At 65.3% G+C, this 18,965-nt stretch carries 18 protein-coding genes, 1 other RNA gene and 1 pseudogene; 10 read left to right on the forward strand and 10 right to left on the reverse strand.

Annotation, left to right across the window (positions count from 1 at the left end):
• Positions 1-53: 53 nt before the first annotated feature.
• The 3 genes and pseudogenes from LL962_RS20270 to LL962_RS20280 all read right to left on the reverse strand — a co-directional run.
• Positions 54-848, reverse strand: a pseudogene (locus tag LL962_RS20270) (XVIPCD domain-containing protein); the annotation flags it as partial.
• Between the two features lie 20 nt (positions 849-868).
• A complete protein-coding gene (locus LL962_RS20275; RefSeq protein ID WP_228318216.1) occupies positions 869-1,516 on the reverse strand; it encodes a hypothetical protein in 648 nt (215 codons plus the stop codon).
• Between the two features lie 287 nt (positions 1,517-1,803).
• Positions 1,804-2,457: a hypothetical protein gene (locus tag LL962_RS20280; RefSeq protein WP_228318217.1), complete on the reverse strand. Its 654-nt coding sequence runs from the start codon at positions 2,455-2,457 to the stop codon at positions 1,804-1,806.
• Between the two features lie 632 nt (positions 2,458-3,089).
• On the opposite strand from LL962_RS20280, the gene LL962_RS20285 reads away from it, so the two are divergent.
• A complete protein-coding gene (locus LL962_RS20285; protein WP_228318218.1) occupies positions 3,090-3,497 on the forward strand; it encodes a VOC family protein in 408 nt (135 codons plus the stop codon).
• 126 nt (positions 3,498-3,623) lie between these two features.
• Here LL962_RS20285 and LL962_RS20290 read toward each other — a convergent pair whose 3' ends face one another.
• Entirely contained in the window at positions 3,624-3,815 is a 192-nt protein-coding gene (locus LL962_RS20290; RefSeq protein WP_228318219.1) for a CsbD family protein, read from the reverse strand.
• A 286-nt stretch (positions 3,816-4,101) separates the two neighbouring features.
• Positions 4,102-4,171, reverse strand: a non-coding RNA gene (locus tag LL962_RS20295) — sX9 sRNA.
• Positions 4,172-4,402: 231 nt separating this feature from the next.
• On the opposite strand from LL962_RS20295, the gene LL962_RS20300 reads away from it, so the two are divergent.
• Positions 4,403-6,595, forward strand: coding sequence for a PAS domain-containing protein (locus LL962_RS20300; protein ID WP_441004888.1), 2,193 nt, complete (start codon positions 4,403-4,405; stop codon positions 6,593-6,595).
• Between the two features lie 20 nt (positions 6,596-6,615).
• Here LL962_RS20300 and LL962_RS20305 read toward each other — a convergent pair whose 3' ends face one another.
• The gene (locus LL962_RS20305; RefSeq protein WP_228318221.1) at positions 6,616-7,785 is read right to left on the reverse strand and encodes an HDOD domain-containing protein; all 1,170 of its coding nucleotides are present in this window, start codon (positions 7,783-7,785) and stop codon (positions 6,616-6,618) included.
• A 220-nt stretch (positions 7,786-8,005) separates the two neighbouring features.
• On the opposite strand from LL962_RS20305, the gene LL962_RS20310 reads away from it, so the two are divergent.
• Complete coding sequence (locus tag LL962_RS20310; protein ID WP_228318222.1) at positions 8,006-8,479, forward strand: SRPBCC family protein; 474 nt, start codon at positions 8,006-8,008, stop codon at positions 8,477-8,479.
• Positions 8,480-9,111: 632 nt separating this feature from the next.
• On the opposite strand, the gene LL962_RS20315 is transcribed toward LL962_RS20310, so the two are convergent.
• A complete protein-coding gene (locus tag LL962_RS20315) occupies positions 9,112-9,768 on the reverse strand; it encodes an SDR family oxidoreductase (protein WP_228318223.1) in 657 nt (218 codons plus the stop codon).
• Between the two features lie 146 nt (positions 9,769-9,914).
• Here LL962_RS20315 and LL962_RS20320 point away from each other — a divergent pair, with 146 nt between their 5' ends.
• The 5 genes from LL962_RS20320 to proP all read left to right on the forward strand — a co-directional run bounded on the left by LL962_RS20320 (position 9,915) and on the right by proP (position 14,650).
• On the forward strand, positions 9,915-10,352 hold the full coding sequence (locus tag LL962_RS20320) for an NUDIX domain-containing protein (protein ID WP_228318224.1): 438 nt from the start codon (positions 9,915-9,917) through the stop codon (positions 10,350-10,352).
• 337 nt (positions 10,353-10,689) lie between these two features.
• Positions 10,690-11,727: an AI-2E family transporter gene (locus LL962_RS20325; RefSeq protein WP_228318225.1), complete on the forward strand. Its 1,038-nt coding sequence runs from the start codon at positions 10,690-10,692 to the stop codon at positions 11,725-11,727.
• Positions 11,728-11,969: 242 nt separating this feature from the next.
• Positions 11,970-12,368, forward strand: coding sequence for a host attachment family protein (locus tag LL962_RS20330; protein ID WP_104588702.1), 399 nt, complete (start codon positions 11,970-11,972; stop codon positions 12,366-12,368).
• Positions 12,369-12,385: 17 nt separating this feature from the next.
• Positions 12,386-12,727, forward strand: a complete 342-nt coding sequence (locus LL962_RS20335) for a thioredoxin family protein (RefSeq protein WP_228318226.1) — start codon at positions 12,386-12,388, stop codon at positions 12,725-12,727.
• Between the two features lie 432 nt (positions 12,728-13,159).
• On the forward strand, positions 13,160-14,650 hold the full coding sequence (gene proP, locus LL962_RS20340; RefSeq protein WP_104588700.1) for a glycine betaine/L-proline transporter ProP: 1,491 nt from the start codon (positions 13,160-13,162) through the stop codon (positions 14,648-14,650).
• A gap of 15 nt (positions 14,651-14,665) precedes the next feature.
• Here proP and LL962_RS20345 read toward each other — a convergent pair whose 3' ends face one another.
• Positions 14,666-15,124: an SRPBCC family protein gene (locus tag LL962_RS20345; RefSeq protein WP_228318227.1), complete on the reverse strand. Its 459-nt coding sequence runs from the start codon at positions 15,122-15,124 to the stop codon at positions 14,666-14,668.
• A 142-nt stretch (positions 15,125-15,266) separates the two neighbouring features.
• On the opposite strand from LL962_RS20345, the gene LL962_RS20350 reads away from it, so the two are divergent.
• A complete protein-coding gene (locus tag LL962_RS20350) occupies positions 15,267-16,085 on the forward strand; it encodes an EcsC family protein (protein WP_228318228.1) in 819 nt (272 codons plus the stop codon).
• Positions 16,086-16,191: 106 nt separating this feature from the next.
• Here the strand turns inward: LL962_RS20350 and LL962_RS20355 are convergent, their stop codons facing one another.
• Complete coding sequence (locus tag LL962_RS20355; RefSeq protein WP_228318229.1) at positions 16,192-16,548, reverse strand: hypothetical protein; 357 nt, start codon at positions 16,546-16,548, stop codon at positions 16,192-16,194.
• 184 nt (positions 16,549-16,732) lie between these two features.
• Here LL962_RS20355 and LL962_RS20360 point away from each other — a divergent pair, with 184 nt between their 5' ends.
• Positions 16,733-17,368 (forward strand): DUF938 domain-containing protein, encoded by a 636-nt coding sequence (locus tag LL962_RS20360; protein WP_228318230.1) that lies wholly within the window; start codon positions 16,733-16,735, stop codon positions 17,366-17,368.
• Between the two features lie 193 nt (positions 17,369-17,561).
• Here the strand turns inward: LL962_RS20360 and LL962_RS20365 are convergent.
• Positions 17,562-18,965: carboxypeptidase regulatory-like domain-containing protein (locus LL962_RS20365; protein WP_228318231.1), on the reverse strand; the 1,404-nt coding region annotated here is incomplete at its 5' end.

Raw genomic sequence — 18,965 nt, forward strand, 5'->3', positions numbered from 1 at the left:
CTTGGGTGGGCGCCCCATCTCGATCCCTTGTTTCCACGTTGGGATCATAGATTACCATTATGTAAACACCCTCTAAGCTCACCTGTGTAATCGTGAACCGGTCCTATCACCTTCGACTGGCTTTCCACTTGAGTCAGGAACTTCGCAGTTGCCTGATTCTTTGACGCATGGTTGAAACTATGCTGAATTTCGTGGCCAAGAACAAACGTCATGTCTTGCGGATTGAATCTTCCCGACGGATTTGCGGCAGAAGAAGATTGCAAGCCGAGCGGCGGCAAATTCATGATTTTTCGATTGCCATCATATGTTCCACCTGCGGCAACCCCAGGGCCAACGAATCCGAACCCTTCGAGATTTGCTCTCTGAGGATTGCGTGCATCTGATGTATCGATCGTCGTGGCCGATCTTTTGATCTCTTCCGCTAGAAAAGGAGATCTATTGATACTCGATTGCAGATTATTAAGCATGTCTTGCGTTACAAGATGAGTGTTACGTGTTGCGTCCTGATAGGTGCTGTGGGCAAATGCCACAGACATTTGCTGAAGCTGTAAAACGGCTTTTAAGTCTGAATTCGCCGTTGTTCCAGTTGGCTGGAGACTGGCTGCAGGCAGGGTGACCACCCCGGTTTGGATATCGTACGTCCCCGCCAAGTTCGGCAAATTGCCACCAGGGGGCTGCACCACGAAATCACGCAGCTGGCCTGCCTGTGCCTGAAGATCCAATTGCTTTGACAAATCAGGATCAGCCCTGAGTGCATCGCGTAGCTGCGCCGAACTGCCGGCGCTAACACCAGGTTGTGCAGCAAACCGAGAAAGCACGGCCTCAAGCTGAGGGCTGTGACTGACCATAAAAAATAACTCCTGCCGTGTTATCGACCGTTCAAGGTGCTGATTGACTTGACACAAACTCCTTCAGATCCGGCTGCAACACTTTGAGGTATGACAGAAATGACAATGTCCCCACCCGAGTTATTCTTCGCAAATTTAGTGTAGCGCCAATTTTCGAGCTGTCCTATGGGTCCATACGTGGGAGAAGCAATAAATCCCATATTTTTCAGAGTTTTGTCATAATCATTGAAGTCGAGGTGGCATACCTCTTTCATGTCAGAAAATTGATCCGTCTGATGTTCAAATGAAAGTCCGACGCCTGCAAGTAGGGAGGGGGATTCTGGAATGTAGTCGAAAGAGTAGCGCCAGCCACCACCTAGGTCTTCGCTCCATACCACCGCGCCCAAAGCGCCAGGAGAAACTGAAACTGGAAATCCCATAATTTCCTGAATCCTGGCAGGACTTATGTCTTGGCGCGATTCAAGCCCGGAAATTAGCTTGAGAAATCGCTTGCCGATTTCATCGGCGCTAATCGTAAGTCTGCTGGCTGCATGCGCCTCGGTTTTTTTCATCGCTGTGGTGTCCTTGGTAGGGGGGGCAAGTGACTGGGCTGCAGTATGTGCACAACCACAGAGTGTTAGGCTGTAAAGGCCCGTTAGCATAAGCAAGGAAGTTTGAAGAGCGCGCATTCCAAGTCCTATCAGTATGAGCGGTGAATAAATCACCAAAGCGCATCATATCTTACTCAGCGTTGTGTTTAGCGGAGCACTGCCGTGTACAAATCTCGCGAGAAGCCTACAAATCGGCCACCCCGACTGAGTCTGCTGATTAAGTTGATTCAGCAATCTAGCGTGCTGTGATTACGTTGCGGAGCTCGGCGGCTTGGTCGTTGCTTACGCCGTGGTTTGCCGAAAAACGTGAGCGTGCAGATTCCAGTTGTAGGCTTGGCCTAGCCATGTTCGACCTCCTGAAAAAATTAGCGGCCGTTCAACGTACCGATCGACTTGATACATAGACGCGTCTGCTCACGAGAGACAAGATTTTGCGGGACAATGGAGATTATGATGTTCCCTCCAATGCCGTTCTTCGCAAGTTTTGCATAGCGCCAATCCTCCAATTGCCCAATCGGACCATAGATAGGAGACGCATTAAAGCCCATCTCTCTAAGTCTGCGATCGTAGTGTTCAAAATCTAGCGTGCATATGGCGGACATATTTCCAAAGTCGTCTACGCTGTTCTGAAACGTCAATCCAACTCCTTTTGACAGAGAAGCCGACTCCGGAGTGTACGTGAAGGCATACCGCCATCCGTCGCCCAGGTCGTTGCTCCAGTAACCAACCGAAAGCCTGCCCTGCTCTGGTTGCTTCAGCGTGATTCCCATCTTCTCCCGAATTCGTTCGGGGTTTAGGTCATCTCGGGACTCAAGGCTCTCGATCAGCTCCAAAAAGCGGTTTCCGATGTCTTCGGCGCTAAGCGTAATTCGGTCGGCGGTGACAGCCTCTGGCAAAGTCATGTCGGCTTGTTCCTTCAATAACGGCTTGATGGGCTGGCCTGGCGCGTGGGCGCAAGCGCTCAGTGCAGGCCCGCAGAGTGTCGTTAACAAGAGTAGGGAGACTCGAGGGAAGCGCATTGGCAGATCCTGAAAGGTCGATTCCGGAGCACATGATGCAACCGGGCACCTTATCTAGGCCGTGGGCGCCGATTGAAGTGGCGTGAGTTGTGGGGGTGCGTAAGAAAGCTGAGACATCATCCTTCTACCACTTTTCGAACAATGCCAGTATCGCCATTCTCCATGGCCCCTATCCGCTCGTCTTCAAGAGAAAGGCTGGACCATTTGGTCCGGAGTGTTGCTTCAATCATTCGTTCTTTTGGACCGCCATAACGAACGCTTGCTGAGTACGCGGTATACCCTCAGACGCCGAGCGATGAATTGGGCTAGTTTCTGGCTTGCAGACGACTTCATCGCCGGTTACCCGGCCTGCCAAAGGCCGCGATCAAGGCGATACTTCCAGTATCACGCAGCCATCGCTGGCTGACTGGCTGATTCCATTTTGCGGCTCGAGGTTGCGAGGTTAGTTTTGCTAACTAAGGCTGTCAACAACTCTCTCGTTGACGGCTTTCAAGCCACGGCACCGGTCTGCCCAGAGGCTATGTCCAATCGGAAATATGCTGACGAGTGTGCATGACCGCACACGATACCTGCCGCCGTGCAAGAGTACTCATCCAAATTCCGTAGATCGCCAAACCTTGGGAATAACTGCCATGTCCGACATGCTGGTCAACATCGACGTCGACGATATCGAAGCCGCCGAGCGCTTCTACTGCGCCGCGTTCGCCCTTCGGCCCGCACGCCGGTTCGGCAAGGACGCGGTTGAGCTGATTGGCACTTCGTCCAAGCTCTATCTTCTGGCGAAAGCGGCAGGCACGCAGGCGGTCTCCCATGCGGATCAGCCGAGATGCTACCAACGGCATTGGACACCGATCCATCTGGATTTCGTTGTCGACGACCTCGAGCATGCCGTTGCGCAGTCGCTCGCTGCTGGCGCGACGCAAGAGCAGGCGATCCGTGACAACGCATGGGGCCGCATCGCGCTGATGGCCGATCCATTCGGGCATGGCTATTGCCTGATCGAGTTCACGGCGGCCGGCTACGACGCTGTGGCGTCCTGATCGATCGACGCCGGACTTCGCGTTACCGGGTGTGAACAAGATCCGCCGCAAACAAAACGCCCCGACCAGGTCGGGGCGTTTTGCAGAAATGCTTGTTAGGCCTGGAGTTGTTTGCAAGCCGCGGACTCAGTGCCGTGGTTGCTTCGATGCGTCGCGCACCTTGTCGGCGACTTCGCCAGCCTTGCGCTGTACCTTGCCGATGTTCTTTTCGGCGGCGCCTTCCAGCTCGGTGCTTCTGTTGCCGGTAACGCGACCAACCGCTTCCTTTACCGAACCCTTGACCTGCTTGGCGGCACCTTCGATACGGTTCTTATCCATTGGATGTCTCGCATAGTGTTGGGGAACGCGGCCAGTCTGTGCATGCCTGTGTGAGCATGGCGTGCGCTCGCGTCCGCCGCACTCAGCTGCCGTTACGCCGTGCCGTCGGCACGTGAAGTTTCATTACATGCGACCGCGTACGGGTCGAGGTGTTGACAGCGGGACACCGGCAGCCGCTCGCCGCCCGGCACACCCCGGGGGCTGCAGGGTGCACGCAGACGCAAGGGTCGATCCGGACGCCAGCAGTTGCCTGCCTGCCGCTTGCCACGCAGCGCCGGTGAAGTGCGGCCAACGAAACAGCAGCCGTCTGGTGGGTGTGGACGGCGCGCAGGAACCGGAGGGTACGCATGGTATATGCAGTTTCTGGGCACCGCCCACGCCCGTCTGGGAGCGGACACGGTCGTCTTGTTGGCCGCTCCAGGTTAATGCGTTGGTTTTGGTCAACGCCCCGTCCCCTGCGACCCGCATTCTGTCCTGGCGTGCATGCCACAATGCGGCCACTTCCTACCGGGCACGGCTGCCACGTGAGCACAGTCCATCCTGTCGTTGCGCCGAGCGGCCTGGAGTTTCTGTCCGGTGGTGGGATCATGGGCGCGACCATCCGCGCGCACGATTGGGTCGCCACGCCGCTGGGCGCGCCGCAGACCTGGCCGCAATCGCTGCGCTCGGCGCTGTCGATGGTGCTCAACGCCAGGCTGCTCGGCGCGGTGCTCTGGGGGCCGCAGCTGCGTCTGTTGTACAACGATGTGTATCTGCAATCGTTGGGCGATCGTCACCCGCACGCGCTGGGGCAGCCGGTGGCCGAGGTGTGGGGCGAAACCTACGCGCCGATCGCCGAGGATTTCGCGCGGGTGATGCGCACCGGCGAGGGCTACGGCCAGGGCGTGGTCGCCTTGCCGATGCTGCGCAACGGGGTGCGCGAAACCACCTACTGGAATGCCACCGCCTCTCCCATCCGCGGCGAGGACGGCAGCATCGTGGGGCTGCTCAACATCGCCATCGAAACCACTGCGCAGGTAGCGGCCGACCGGCATCGCGATATCCAGAACGCCATGCTGAGCAACGAGAACACGCATCTGGTGCACGAGGTGGTCAACCGTACCAGCGAGCGCGATCGGGCGCTGGAGGCGGAGACCGCCGCGCGCCGCAATGCCGAGCGCGTGCAATTGGCGCTGGCGGCCGGCGCCATCATCGGGACCTGGATCTGGGACGTGCCCAACGATGCGTTCTCGGTGGACGAGGCATTCGCGGAAAATTTCGGCTTCGATCCGTCCAGCAGCCGGACCGACCTGCCGATGGAAACGGTGCTCGCCAATGTGCATCCGGACGATCGCGACGGCCTGCGTGCGGCGATCGGCGAAGCCCTGGCGCGTGGCGGTGCGTATGCGCACCAGTACCGGGTCAGGCGCCGCGACGGCAACTACTACTGGCTGGAGGCGAACGGGCGCGTGGAGCGCGCGCCGGATGGCACGCCGCTGCGGTTTCCGGGGGTGCTGCTGGACATCGACGCACGCCACGCGCTGTCCGAAGAACGCGACCGCGCCCTGGTCGCCTTGCGCGAGCTGAGCGAGACCCTGGAACAGCGCGTCAGCGAGCGCACCGGCGAACTGATGGTGGTGGAGGAAGCGCTGCGGCAATCGCAGAAGATGGAAGCGGTGGGCCAGCTCACCGGCGGGCTGGCGCACGACTTCAACAATCTGCTTGCCGGCATCTCCGGCGCGCTGGAACTGATGACCCTGCGGGTGGAGCAGCAGCGGTTTGCGGAGTTGCCGCGCTATTTGGGCATCGCGCAGAGCGCCACCACCCGCGCAGCGGCGTTGACCCACCGTCTGCTGGCCTTCGCGCGCCGCCAGACCTTGTTGCCCAAGCCCACCGATGTCACCCAGCTGATCGCCGATATCCTGGAGCTGGTGCAGCGCACCGTTGGGCCGGGCATCCGCGTGGAGAACGTGCCCAGCCCGCTGCTGTGGCCGGCGCTGGTGGATGCCTCGCAGCTGGAAAACGCCTTGCTCAATCTGTGCATCAACGCGCGCGACGCAATGCCCGACGGAGGACGGCTGCGCATCGACACCAGCAACCACTGGATCGACCACGATCTGGCGCAGCAACTGGGCATGCGCGAGGGACCGTACCTGTCGCTGTGCGTCAGCGATACCGGCACCGGCATGCCGCCGGATGTGGTGGCGCGTGCCTTCGATCCGTTCTTCACCACCAAGCCGCTCGGCGAGGGCACCGGGCTGGGATTGTCGATGATCTACGGCTTCGCCAAGCAGTCCGGCGGGCAGGTCCGTCTTCAGTCCGAAGTGGGCAAGGGCTCGCGGGTATGCATCTACCTGCCGCGCCATCTGGGCGATGCGGCACGTGCCGATACGAACACGCCGCTACTGCAACTGACGCCGACCGACGATGGCGAGACGGTACTGATCGTCGACGACGAACCGGCCATCCGCCAGTTGCTGGGCGAGGTGCTGCAGGAACTCGGTTATACCGTGATCGAAGCCGGCGATAGCGCGGCTGGCCTGGAGATCCTGCAATCGGGGGCACGCATCGATCTGCTGATCAGCGATGTGGGCCTGCCCGGCGGCATGAACGGCCGCCAGATGGCCGATGCCAGCCGCGCGCACCGCCCCGACCTCAAGGTGCTGTTCATCACCGGCTTCGCCGAGAGCGCGCTGCTGGACGACCATCACCTGGAGCCGCGCATGGCGGTGCTGACCAAGCCCTTCAGCGTGAGCGTGCTGACTGCGCGGGTGAAGGAATTGATCGCCACCCAGGGGTGAGTGCATCGGTGCGCCGGCGTTCACTCCACGCTCGTCGCCACCAGCCGCTGCCACAACGCGGCGTTGGCGGTCTCGTCCGGCTCCAGGGTGGCGAGGATGCCGAGGGCGCTGCCTTCCTGCTCGGCGCCGTGGCGGGCGAGCATGGCCAGCGCTGCGGCGAGGCGGCCGTACTGCAGCGCGCGGCCCAGGGTGGTGGCCAACAGGGTGGCGTCGTGTTCGGGGCGTTGTTCGTCCAGCGCGGCGCCCAGCTGCGGCGGCAGTTCCCAGGTGGTGGCGATGGTCTTGGCCACGGTCGCGGTGTGCCGCTCGACCAGGGCGGCGGCCACCTCCAGGCTGTAGGACAGGTTTGGGCGTTCGGCATAGGCATCGCGCAGCACGCGCAGGATCACCACCGCACCCAGGCCCTGCAGCAGGCCGGCCAGTTGCGCCGACAAGGTGTCGCCGCCGCGTTCGCGCATATAGGCCGCCGCCGCGGTGGCGGTACGCAGGGCGTAGTCCCACACCGCGGCGGGCAGGCGCGAATGCAGGCCACCGTCCAGGCTCAACACCGGCTGCATCACGGCCGCGGCGACGATCTGGCGCACACCTTCGGTGCCGATATGCACCACTGCGCGTTCCAGGCTTTCCAGCGGGGCGCCCTGCGGGCGATACAGTGCGCTGTTGGCGATGCGCAGCAGGTTGGCGGCCAGCGCCGGATCCTGCGCGATGATCGCGGCGATGCCGCGGCCGGAGGCGTCCGGGTCGTTGACCGCGCGCATCAGCTGCGGCAACAGATGCGGGCGTCGCGGCAGCAGCTGCGGGCGCAGGTCGACATGCGCCAGCGCACCGCCCACGGCCTCCAGCACGGCCGCCTGTGCAGGATCGGTCGGCAAGCGGCCATCGGCCAGCGATGGGGTGGCCATCACCGCGGCATACATGCGCCGCAGCAGCGGACGCATCGGCGGCGGTGCGTGCTGCAACGGCTGCGCACTGGTGGCCACTGGCGCTGGCGGCGAGAGCGGGGCTTCGGGGACGGGCACCGGCGAGGGCGCGACCGGGTCGGCCGGGGCACCGGATGCCGTGGTGGTCGTCACGGCCGCGGCGGCAACGGACGGCGGCGCCTGCCGGCGCAGATGCATCCATACGAGGGCACCGACGATCGTCGCGGCAACGACGCATCCGGCAGCGAGCAACAACACGTTGGCGAGCATTGTGGGCAGTCGTTCGATCAGTGTCGCGACTATCGGCGATGCCGGCCACGGCGGCAATGCGGAATGCGTTCGTGACGCTGCCGGTTGCGCGCGAGCGCCCGGAAGATGGCGTGCCACGCATGTCCGCGAGGACAGCGGTGCACTGCAGACGACCGGACCCGACCGGGGCTGCGCCGGTCGCGCACGCGTGACATCTCCGCGCGCGCCATTGGCCGGTAGCATGGGTGTTCCACTTCCAGCCGAGGGCCCGTCCATGTCCACCGTGACGCTACACCGTGTTGTGCGTGCCAGCCCGGAGCTGGTCTATCGGGCTTTCCTGGATGCCGATGCCATGGTCAAGTGGCTGCCGCCGTCCGGCTACACCGGCACCATCGAGCATCTGCATCCCCAAGTCGGCGGCACCTTCCGGATGGCCTTCACCCATTTCGCCAGCGGGCAGCGCCATGCCTTCGGCGGTACCTATCTGGAGCTGCAGCCCGGCGCCTTGCTGCGCTACAACGACGTGTTCGACGATCCGTCCCTGCCGGGCACCTTGCACACCACGGTTCGCCTGCACCCGCTGCCCTGCGGTACCGATCTGCAGATCGTGCAGGAAGGCATTCCCGAGCAGATTCCGGCGTACTCCTGCCATCTGGGCTGGCAGGACTCGCTGACCTTGCTGGCCCATCTGCTGGAAGCGCCGCCGCAAGGCTAGCCTGGGGTCGTCCGCGCTGCTGCGCATCCGGCCGGCGCGTTCGTCGGCGCGCACAGCGTTCATCGCGACGTTGCCTACGCAGACGGGCTGCGCAAGTGCCGCCATGCGACGAATGCCTGGTGCAGCGGCCTTGTATCTAATGCGCGCGTCATCGCGCCAGACGCGTGCACCCGTACGGCACGCTGGCCAAGCTGCAGTGCAGCATGACTGAGGTGTCTTCGCACTGACCGCTGTGCTGCACGCCGCGCTAACGCGCATGGCCTCACCATGCGTCACCAGCTGTGCAGTTCTAGAGCATCTAGGCAGCTTAAAGGGTGCAGGCATCCGCAGTTGGACCACTTCCTGCAGACATCGCGTACCGCGCGGTGTCTGTTTTCGTTTGTGTGGTGCGCAAATGTGGTGCGCAAGGCCAACGGGCTGGACGTGAGCATGCTGCTGTCCAGGCCATCTCGCCGACAGCGGTCATCCCGTAGAAGCGTTCACGGGCGCGACGGGCGTTACCGGTACGGCCCTCGCACCCAGGGACGCTGCTTCAGAACGCCAATGCGCTGGCGCGCATCGCCGCGTCGGAAGTGTGGCGAAATCGATCAGGCACCGGCGACTGTTGGCGAAGGTGCCGGCAGGGCGCGTGTTCAGTCCAGCTGCGACAAGGCCTGCGGGATCGGGGTCTGCCCGTCGATGAAGCCCACCGTCTTGCCGATGGTGGCCGGCGTCGCCAGCGCAGCAGCGATCACCTGGGCCACATTGGCACGCGAAACGCCGCCATCGGCGTCGCTGCCGGGGTCGCAGGCGATGCGGCCGGTGGGCGGATCCAGCGTCAGTCGGCCGGGCCCGAGAACGGTCCAGTCCAGCGAGGTACCGCGCAGATAGGCATCGGCCGCGCCCTTGGCCTGGGCATAGGCGAAGAAGGGATCGTCCGGCCCGATGCCGTGTTCCAGTCCGGCACCCAGATACGACACCATCACATAGCGGCGCACGCGCGCCTGTTCGGCTGCCTGCATCGAGCGGATCGCCGCATCGCGATCCACCGCATAGGTGCGCGCGGCATCGCCACCGCCGGCACCGGCCGACCACACCACCGCATCGTGGCCGGCCAGCTGCGCGGCGATGGCGGCGGTGTCGGCATGCTCGATGTCGAACAGCAACGGGGTGGCGCCATCGGCAACGAGATCGGCTTCATGCTCGGGATTGCGGAACAGCGCCGTGACCTGGTGCCCGCCGCGCACCAGCAACGGAGTGAGCAAGCGTGCGACCTTGCCATGACCACCAACCACCAATAGACGAGACATACGAGCTCCAGCAGGACGTGCGTGCAAGGTCGCCATTCTCACCAGCGCGGCGCTAAGCGCGCGTCAGTGCCCGCACTCGGTGCGGGCACTGACCGCAGCGGCGACATCTGGGACACTCATCCCCAGACCCGATTACGAGACCTGCCATGCCCACCTCCGATCTCCGCCCCCGTGTCGGTTGCGGTGCCTTCATCCAGCGTGCCGATGGCCGCGTGTTGCTGGTGCTGCGCGGGCGTGCACCCGAGCCGGGGCATTGGGGGTTGCCGGGTGGCAAGGTGGACTGGATGGAAACGGTGGAAGCCACCGTGGTGCGCGAGGTGCTGGAAGAAACCGGCCTGCAGGTACACCCGCAACGCGTGCTGTGCGTGGTCAGCCACTTCGAACCGGACATGCAGCCGCCGCAGCACTGGGTGGCGCCGGTGTACCTGGCCCGCATCGAAGGCAGCCAACAGGCGCAGTTGCGCGAGCCACAGGTATTGCACGACATCGGCTGGTTCGCGCTGGATGCCTTGCCAACGCCGCTGACCCGCTCGGCGCGACAGGCCGTGCAGCAGGTGCAGGCCGGGCGCGACGCCACCGTGTGATGGGCCAGCTGTCGCGTTGAACCCGGCATCGCTGCCGGCCGCCTGCGCGCCCGACATCGACCGCGCAGCGACAGGCGCCGCGCCGGTCGCCAGTGCCCGGCAGCAGTGGCTTCCGCTATGCCGCTCGGTTGCCGTATGGCCCGGCAAGGCTGCACGCACGCGTGGCAGTGAGGCGACCCTGCCGTTGCCGCAGCGGCCGTGGGCATCGCGTCTCATCCACTGGCCGCGCGCACGCGGCCGATCCTGCGGGCGCTGGCCAGGGCACCTGCCGCGCGCGGGCACATGCTCTTCTCGTCACCCTCGCTAGGCTGGTGGCCGATTCTGCAGTGAGCCGCCCATGCCTTCCGAGCTTCGCGCCTTCGTTGTCCGGGTGATCCTTGTCCTGGCCCTGGTGGCGTGCGCGTGCCTGCTCTGGAAGCTGGCGGATCTGTTGCTGATGGTGTTCGGTGCGATCGTGGTGGCGGTGCTGCTGCGCGCGTTGACCAGCCGGCTGACCCGGCATACGCGCCTGTCTGACGGCTGGGCACTGGCAGTGGTGGTGATCGTGCTGACCGTGGTGTTGGTGGCGCTGACCTGGCTGTTCGGCTCGCAGCTGGCGTCGGAAGTCGGTGCCCTGCAGCGCACGCTGCCGCAGGCGTGGACGCGTCTGCACGACTGGATCGCGGCCGGGCCGCTGGGGCCGGCGCTGCACGAGCTGACGCGCCAGGCGCCGACGCGCGTGTCCAATCTGGCCCCGCGTGCCGGCGCCTTCGCGCTGGGGCTCACCGGCAGCGTGGCCAACCTGTTCCTGGTACTGGCCGGGGCGGTGTATCTGGCCGCGCAGCCGCAGCTGTACCGGCGCGGGGTGTTGCTGCTGCTGCCGGCGCACGTGAGGGCAACCACCGACGAGGCGTTGCAGGCCAGCGCTACCGCATTGCGGCTGTGGTTGCGTGGCCAGCTGATGGCCATGGCGGTGGTCGGGGTGCTGACCGGCCTCGGGCTGTGGGCACTGGGCATTCCCGGTGCGCTGGCGCTCGGCATCCTCGCCGGCCTGCTGGATTTCGTGCCGATCGTGGGGCCGATCGTGGCGGCGATCCCGGCCATCCTGCTGGGATTCACGGTCAGCCCGCAGATGGCCCTGGCCACGGCGGCGCTGTTCGTGGTGGTGCAGCAGATCGAAGGCAACCTGCTGCTGCCGTTGATCCAGCAACGCACCGTGGACCTGCCGCCGGTGCTGCTGCTGTTCTCGCTGTTCGGCATCGGCATGCTGCTCGGCCCGCCCAGCGTGCTGTTGGCCGCACCGCTGACAGTGGTGGCGTTCGTGCTGATCAAGCGCCTGTACGTGCAGGAAGCGCTGGGCACGCCCACGTCGATTCCGGGGCAAGCACAGCGCTGAGCGCGCTGCGCGTAACGCGTTGCAGCGAGCACGGGACGTGCGGCGCGCTGTGCATCAGGCGCGCGCGCGGCGCATGGGGCGGCGATCAACCGCTGCCTTGACCGAGGTGCGCGACGTCGAAGGCTCGGGCATTCGCGCTAACGCCATGCTGACACCGGCTAGCCGCAATGCTTACATCTTCTCGCCTAGGTTGAGATCGCGGTGCACACGTATCGCGCCGAAGACAGCAAAGGAGAAATCGGATGAGTCTGCGAATTCCTCAGGGCGCCCTGGTCGTGGTGGCCGACGGCGGTGAAGCGCGCTGGTTTACCAACACCGGCGACGAAACCAGGGTGGTGCTGCGCCAGCACGCGCGCACCGATGTGCAGAACGTCGACGACGAGGGCCCCGCAGGCAAGGCACCACGCGATCTCACCGAGGCGGACCTGGACGAAGCGACCTTCGCCAAGCAGCTGTCGCAGGCATTGAACGATGGCGCCCTGAAGCAGGATTACACGCATCTGGTGCTGGTGGCCGACCCGACCACGCTGGGCCGTGTGCGCCCGCTCCTGCACAAGGAAACCCAGCAACGGCTGGTTGGCGATCTGGCCAAGGATCTGACCAACCTGCCGCTGGAAGACATCCAGCGCGCGTTGTCCTGAAACATCGGAGACCGTTGATGGGGTTCGTCCGCGACTACGCTGCCCAGGCGCCCGAGCGTGGCGCGGTGGATGCGCACGCCGGTCTGCAACTGCTGGAATTCGGCACCGATTGGTGCGGCCACTGCATCGCCGCGCAGCCCTTGCTGCAAAAGCTGCTGGGAGGCTACGCGGATCTGGACTACCGCAAGGTCGAAGATGGCAAGGGGCGGCCGCTGGGCCGCTCCTTCAAGGTCAAGCTCTGGCCCACGGTGATCCTGCTGCGCGATGGCGAAGAACTCGCGCGTGCGGTGCGGCCGCAGACCCGACAGGATCTGCAGGCCATGCTGGAGATCCTGGAGACACGCGACCACGCACGCTGATCGCGTGATGCGCGGGATGCGTGCGCAGATGCACGAGGCTGGCGCGTGCATCTGCGCACGTGCAGACGCATCATGCATGTGCACGGCACAGGTGCCAACCTCATCGACGCATCTGCGACATCGCGATGACCTGCGATAAATCACTGGAAAACCGCTGAAAAATCAGACTGCCGGGCGTCTGGCACACGCTCGCGTCTGCAGGCTTGGGCGAGCTGTAGTACCATAAGCGCCGATCAATCCTTGGGCATCCGCCCACCCCTTTGGTCATCTGTCCCGCAGCGCCGCTGGGTTGACGCGGCCGTCCGGGAATGCCTCCGGCTCTTCGGTGCATGTGCGACTGCCGTGCGTGGTGATGGGCCGTGTCCTGTGCGTTGGCCGGGACGAGCAGGCAGCGGTGGCCGCTTCTGGAGCACACGTCTGGAGACTGCACCTATGCACGATACCCGCGCGATCCGATCGCATTTCGGCTGGTTCAAACGCCGCCGCCAGCTGCAGCTGGACGATGTCACCGTGGTGGACCGCGGCATGCTGCGCAAGGCGGTCGGTGCCGCCGCGCTGGGCAATGCGATGGAATGGTTCGATTTCGGCGTGTACGGCTATCTGGCGGTGACGCTGGGCCAGGTGTTCTTTCCCGCCAGCAACCCCACCGCGCAGCTGATCGCCACTTTCGCCACCTTCACCGTCGCGTTCCTGGTACGGCCCATCGGCGGCATGGTGTTCGGCCCGCTGGGCGATCGCTACGGGCGGCAGAAGGTGCTGGCCGCCACGATGATCCTGATGGCGCTGGGAACCTTCAGCATCGGTCTGATCCCGTCCTACGCCAGCATCGGCCTGTGGGCGCCGGCGCTGTTGCTGATCGCGCGTCTGGTGCAGGGATTTTCCACCGGCGGCGAGTATGGCGGTGCGGCCACCTTCATTGCCGAATACGCCACCGACCGCAATCGCGGCCTGATGGGCAGCTGGCTGGAATTCGGCACCTTGGGCGGCTACATCGCCGGTGCCGCCACGGTGACCGCGCTGCATATGAGCATCACCCCGGCGCAGATGCTGGACTGGGGCTGGCGGGTGCCGTTCCTGATCGCCGGCCCGCTCGGTCTGCTGGGCCTGTACATGCGCATGAAACTGGAGGAAACCCCGGCGTTTCGCGCCTATGCCGAGCAGGCCGAGCAACGCGAACGCCAGACCGCCGGCCAGGGCCTGATGACGCTGCTGCGCCTGCACTGGCCGCAGCTGCTCAAGTGCGTGGGACTGGTGCTGGTGTTCAACGTCACCGACTACATGCTGCTGACCTACATGCCCAGCTATCTCAGCGTCACGATGGGCTATGCGGAAAGCAAGGGCCTGTTGCTGATCATCCTGGTGATGCTGGTGATGATGCCGCTCAACATCGTCGGTGGGCTGTTCAGCGACAAGCTGGGCCGCCGCCCGATGATCATCGGCGCCTGCATCGCGCTGTTCGCGCTGGCGATTCCCTGCCTGTTGCTGATCGGCAGCGGCCACGACGGCCTGATCTTCGCCGGATTGATGCTGCTCGGCCTGGCGCTGGTGTGCTTCACCAGTTCGATGCCGTCCACGCTGCCGGCGCTGTTCTACACGCCGGTGCGCTACAGCGCATTGTCGATCGCCTTCAACGTCTCGGTGTCGCTGTTCGGCGGTACCACGCCGCTGATCACCGCCTGGCTGGTGGAACGCACGGGTGACCCGTTGATGCCGGCGTATTACCTGATGGGCGCTGCGGCGATCGGTCTGGTCACCATGCTGTTCGTGCGCGAAACCGCCGGCCTGCCGTTGCGTGGCTCGCCGCCTGCGGTGGCCAGCGATGCCGAAGCGCGCGCGCTGCTGCAGACCGACAGCCCGGTCACGGTGGACGCGCAGTTGCCGGTGAGTCCCGCACCTGCGGTCGGCCAGGCGCGGACCGCGTAAGCGCGCAGGCTGCGCTCAGCGCAGCGCCGGGTCGCGGGTATCGGGCATGTCCGGATACGGCATGCCTTGCCCGGTCTCGACATAGCGCTTGAGGCTGCTGCCCAGGAAGAAGCGCCAGCCCTGCACGCAGGTGTCGAAGCATGGCGAATCGCGGTAACCGGACTGCACGAACTCCACCTGGGTGCCTTCGCTGGTGGAGATCAGATCGAAGCGCAGCACCGTGCCCTCCCAGGCATCGGTGTCGAGCATGTTGGAGCGCGCGCAGCGCCAGCACACCTGCCGGTGGTCGGCGTCTTCGTCGATGCGCAATTCCACCTGCCAGCCATGCCCGCTCCAGCCCAGGCAGACGCGGTCTTCCACCTGGCGCACCTCGCGCGTCCACCAGCGCCCCAGCTGTGCGGGCTCGGACAGTGCGGCCGACACCACTTCCGGTGCGGCGGCAATCACGAAGCGGTGGCGGATCTCACGGGTCATCTGGCGGGATTGGCGGCGTGGATACCGATGATCGCGCATTTTGCCTGCAGATTGCAGCGGTCGCGGCTGGTCGGGCGCGCTCGTCCAATACTCACACGGCGCTGGGTACCATCGCAGCAGCCCTTCCACGACGAGAGCAGGCATGACGACGCTTCCGATTCCCGTACTGGATGCTGCGGCGCAGCGTGATCTGGCCGCTGCCCACGCATTGCTGGAAAACCCCGGCGTGGCGGCACAGCTCGCCAACGCGCTGGGCGCGCCGCTGGAAAGCCTGATCAGCAAACGGCTGCCGAAACTGGTCACCCGCAGCATCGACGGTGTGACCCGCCGTGCCCTGCAGGTGGCGATGAAGTCGGCGCTGCTGAGCTTGCGTGGCGATGCTCCGGCGCTGCAACCGGCCGCCACCACACGGCATACGGTGGCAGTTGCGGTGGCGGGCGGTGCGGGCGGCTTCTTCGGGCTGCCCGGGCTGATGGTGGAATTGCCGTTGACCACCACGGTGATGTTGCGCTCGATCGCCGACATCGCCCGCGCAGAAGGAGAATCGCTGCAGGATCCGGATACCGCGCTGGCCTGCCTGGAAGTGCTGGCGCACGGCGGCCGCAGCGCGGTCGACGATGGCGCCGAATCGGGCTATTTCGCAGTGCGTGCGGCAATGGCGCAGCAACTCAGCGCCGCCGCCCGCCACGTGGCGGCGCACGGCTTCGCCAGCAAGGGTGCACCGGCGCTGGTGTCGCTGCTGTCGCGCATCGCCGCCAAGTTCTCGGTCAACGTGGGCGAAAAGCTGGCCGTGCAGGCGGTGCCGTTAGTGGGCGCGGTCAGCGGCGCCACGCTCAATACGGTGTTCATGCGCCACTTCCAGGCAATGGCCCGCGGGCACTTCATCGTGCGCCGGCTGGAGCGGCGATTCGGCGAGGAGGCGGTGCGGCGGGCGTATGACGCATTGCCCGCGCCGCGTTGACTGCCAATGCATCGGATCGATCAAGCGGGGGAGATGTGACCTGTTCGATCCGATGCGACTCGGCCGATTGCAAGGCGTCGTCAATCCTTGCTCAGACAATCCTCGCTCAGATGGGCTCAGGCGTGCATAGGGCGCGCGCGGTGGCAGAACCGATGAACTGATTGTTCGCATCGCTCACCACGACGGTGGCGTTGATGAAGGTGCTGGTGTTCGGGCAATAGAAGGAGCAATCGGAACTGTTGGTGCAATTCCTCGGAAAGATCGCGCCTGCGGTATTGCTGAAGCTCCAGGAGTACTGGAATGGCTGAGGCGATCCCGGGCTATCCACGCCTGCCCAACAGTAATCGCTGCCGGTGCAGTCGAGCAGGACCGTGGACGCCTGTGCCTGGGCACTGGGTGTCGCTGCGATGCCGGCAACGGCCAGGAAAAGGCTAGTGGTGCAGATAGCAACAACCTTGTTCATGCATCTCTCCTCATGAGTTGTTCCCCCGTCGCGATAGTGCATGCTGCGTAGACAGACTGATGCGATGTACATCGCCAATTCCACCGGCCCGCCGTTTGCGATATCAATCAATGGGAGCCCGATCGCATGAACCCGCAAGGCGCTGCAGCCTGCATAATCGAATCACTTCGACGTCTTGCATCCGATGCCCAAGCCATTCTCGCCAGCCTCGGCGCGTAACCGCGACCCCATTCTTGCGGTACTACGCCCACACTTCAGCCACCGCCACCATGTGCTGGAAATCGGTGCGGGCACCGGCCAGCACGCGGTGCATTTCGCTGCGGCGATGCCGTGGTTGCAGTGGCAGGCCAGCGACCATGCCGATCATCTGCCGGGCATGCAGCAGTGGCTGGACGAAGCGGCGCTGCCGAATACGCCGCCGCCCATTCCACTGCAGGCGGTGGTGATGCCTGCGCCCGGGCTTGCGCCGCTCCCGGCCGTGCCCGTGCTGCCGGATGGCCAGCGCGGTTTCGACGCGATCTACAGCGCCAACACCCTGCACATCATGGGCTGGCCACAGGTGCAGGCCCTGTTCGCCGGGTTGCCGGCGCTGATGGCGCCCGACGCGGTGCTGGCGATCTACGGCCCCTTCAATCGCAACGGCCAGTTCACCAGCGACAGCAACCGTGCCTTCGATGCGATGCTGCGCGAGCGCGATCCTGCATCGGGCATCCGCGATGCCGAGGCGGTGGATGCGCTGGCGGCATCGGCCGGATTGCGCCTGATCGACGATGTAGCGTTGCCGGCCAACAACCATTGCCGGGTATGGCTGCGCAGGTAGCCCTCATCCGACCCACGATGCGGCAGGTGGCTGGTGTTCCCGCCGGGAGACGTTGCCGCAAAGGCGGATGCGTCGCGTGCGCAGCCTTGCTGCCATGGGCAAGATCAATCGCATGCCATCCGCACGCGCATCCAGCTTGGCCATGCAGGGTTGCGGAACCGCGCGCTGTGCATGCCGACAACGACCGGGCTGCCTACCTCGCTCGTGGGTTGGGCCGCCGTTCCAGCCACCACAGCAACGCCGCGGCAAGCACGAACCCCAGCCACCACGGCCAGCGCGGCCCCGGCCGCGATGTGGCCCTTGCCGCATGCGGCGCTGCGCCGGTGTTGACCAGTGCCAGCGTGGCGCTGCGTTGCATGTTGGCGAACAGCGCGGGTGCATCGGCGGCGGCGCGGACGTAGAGCGCGCCGCCGCGCCTGCCGTCCTGCCAGCGATACCAGCCGGTCTGTGCGGGCCAGATGCCCGCGCAGGCGGCGTGACCGGTGTCGGGGGCCGCCAGCAGCGGCCCGACGCTGCCATCCGGCGCCTGCAGCCGCGCTGCGTTGCCGAGGCCGCACACGTCGCTGCGCTGGTCGCGCCAGCCACTACGGACAGGTGCGTAGGCGACGGCTTTGGCGCGGGTCAGCGCCGCGAGCGTGCGGCTCCACACCGCAGCGTGCAGGTCTGGGCGGCCGCTCAGTACCAGGCGGTAGCTGTCGGTGACCGTGACCAGGCCGACGCGCCCGCGTCCCAGTGCACGCCACCAGACATACGGTGTGCCGTCGGGCGTGCGTCGCACAGCGATGGCGTCGGCATCGGCGGGCAGCACGGCGCGACGTTCCAGCACGGGTAAGGCGTCCGCTGCGGGGTCGCCTGCCGCGGTGACCGGCGGCTGTACCGTCGCCGCGGCGGGTGGCACGGCGGCGGCGACGGCCATCCGCACGGGCGCCGCGGCGCCATCTCCCCGCAGCGCCAGGCCGAGTTCGGCGATGGCGTTGCGATGGGCGGCATCGGGCGGGCCGCTCAGGCGCAGCAGCACGCCAAGTCCGCGTTCGATTGCGGCGCGCAGGGCGCTGCGTTGCGCGCGCGACAGTGCTGACAGTGCGCGTTCGTCCACGATCAACAGGTCGCTGCGGTCCAGGGTGGCGGCGTCGAGCGTACGCGGCGCATCGCCCAGCTGCATGCCGCCACCGGTAGCGATCTGGGTGTGCAGTTGCAGCCCGGCGTCGTGCGCCCAGCGGCGCAGATATTTGAGTTCGGGCTGCGGCGCACCGGCCAGTATCCACAGGCTGGCCGCCGGGCTCCCTACCACCGATACCGGCACGCTGGCCTGGTCGCGTGCGCGCCCATCGGGGCCGAGCACGCGCACCAGGAACACGCTGTCGCCAGCGGCGCGCACGTTGCCGGTGAGCTGGAAGCGGCCATCGTCGCCGGCTGCGACCAGATCCACGCGGCGGCCGGCCGGATCCAGCAGCTCCAGCCTGGCGGCGCGCAGGCCGGCGATGCGGCCCTGGATCGTCACCTCGTTGCCGGGTGCGACGGGCGCGGGCGTGCCCAGCGCGCTCAGGCCCGGCGCGGGCGGTGGCGGGCTGTAGTCCAGCGGCCAGCCACGCGCGGA

Origin of the sequence: Xanthomonas sp. NCPPB 1067 (assembly GCF_020783795.1) — a bacterium.
Taxonomy (GTDB): domain Bacteria; phylum Pseudomonadota; class Gammaproteobacteria; order Xanthomonadales; family Xanthomonadaceae; genus Xanthomonas; species Xanthomonas melonis.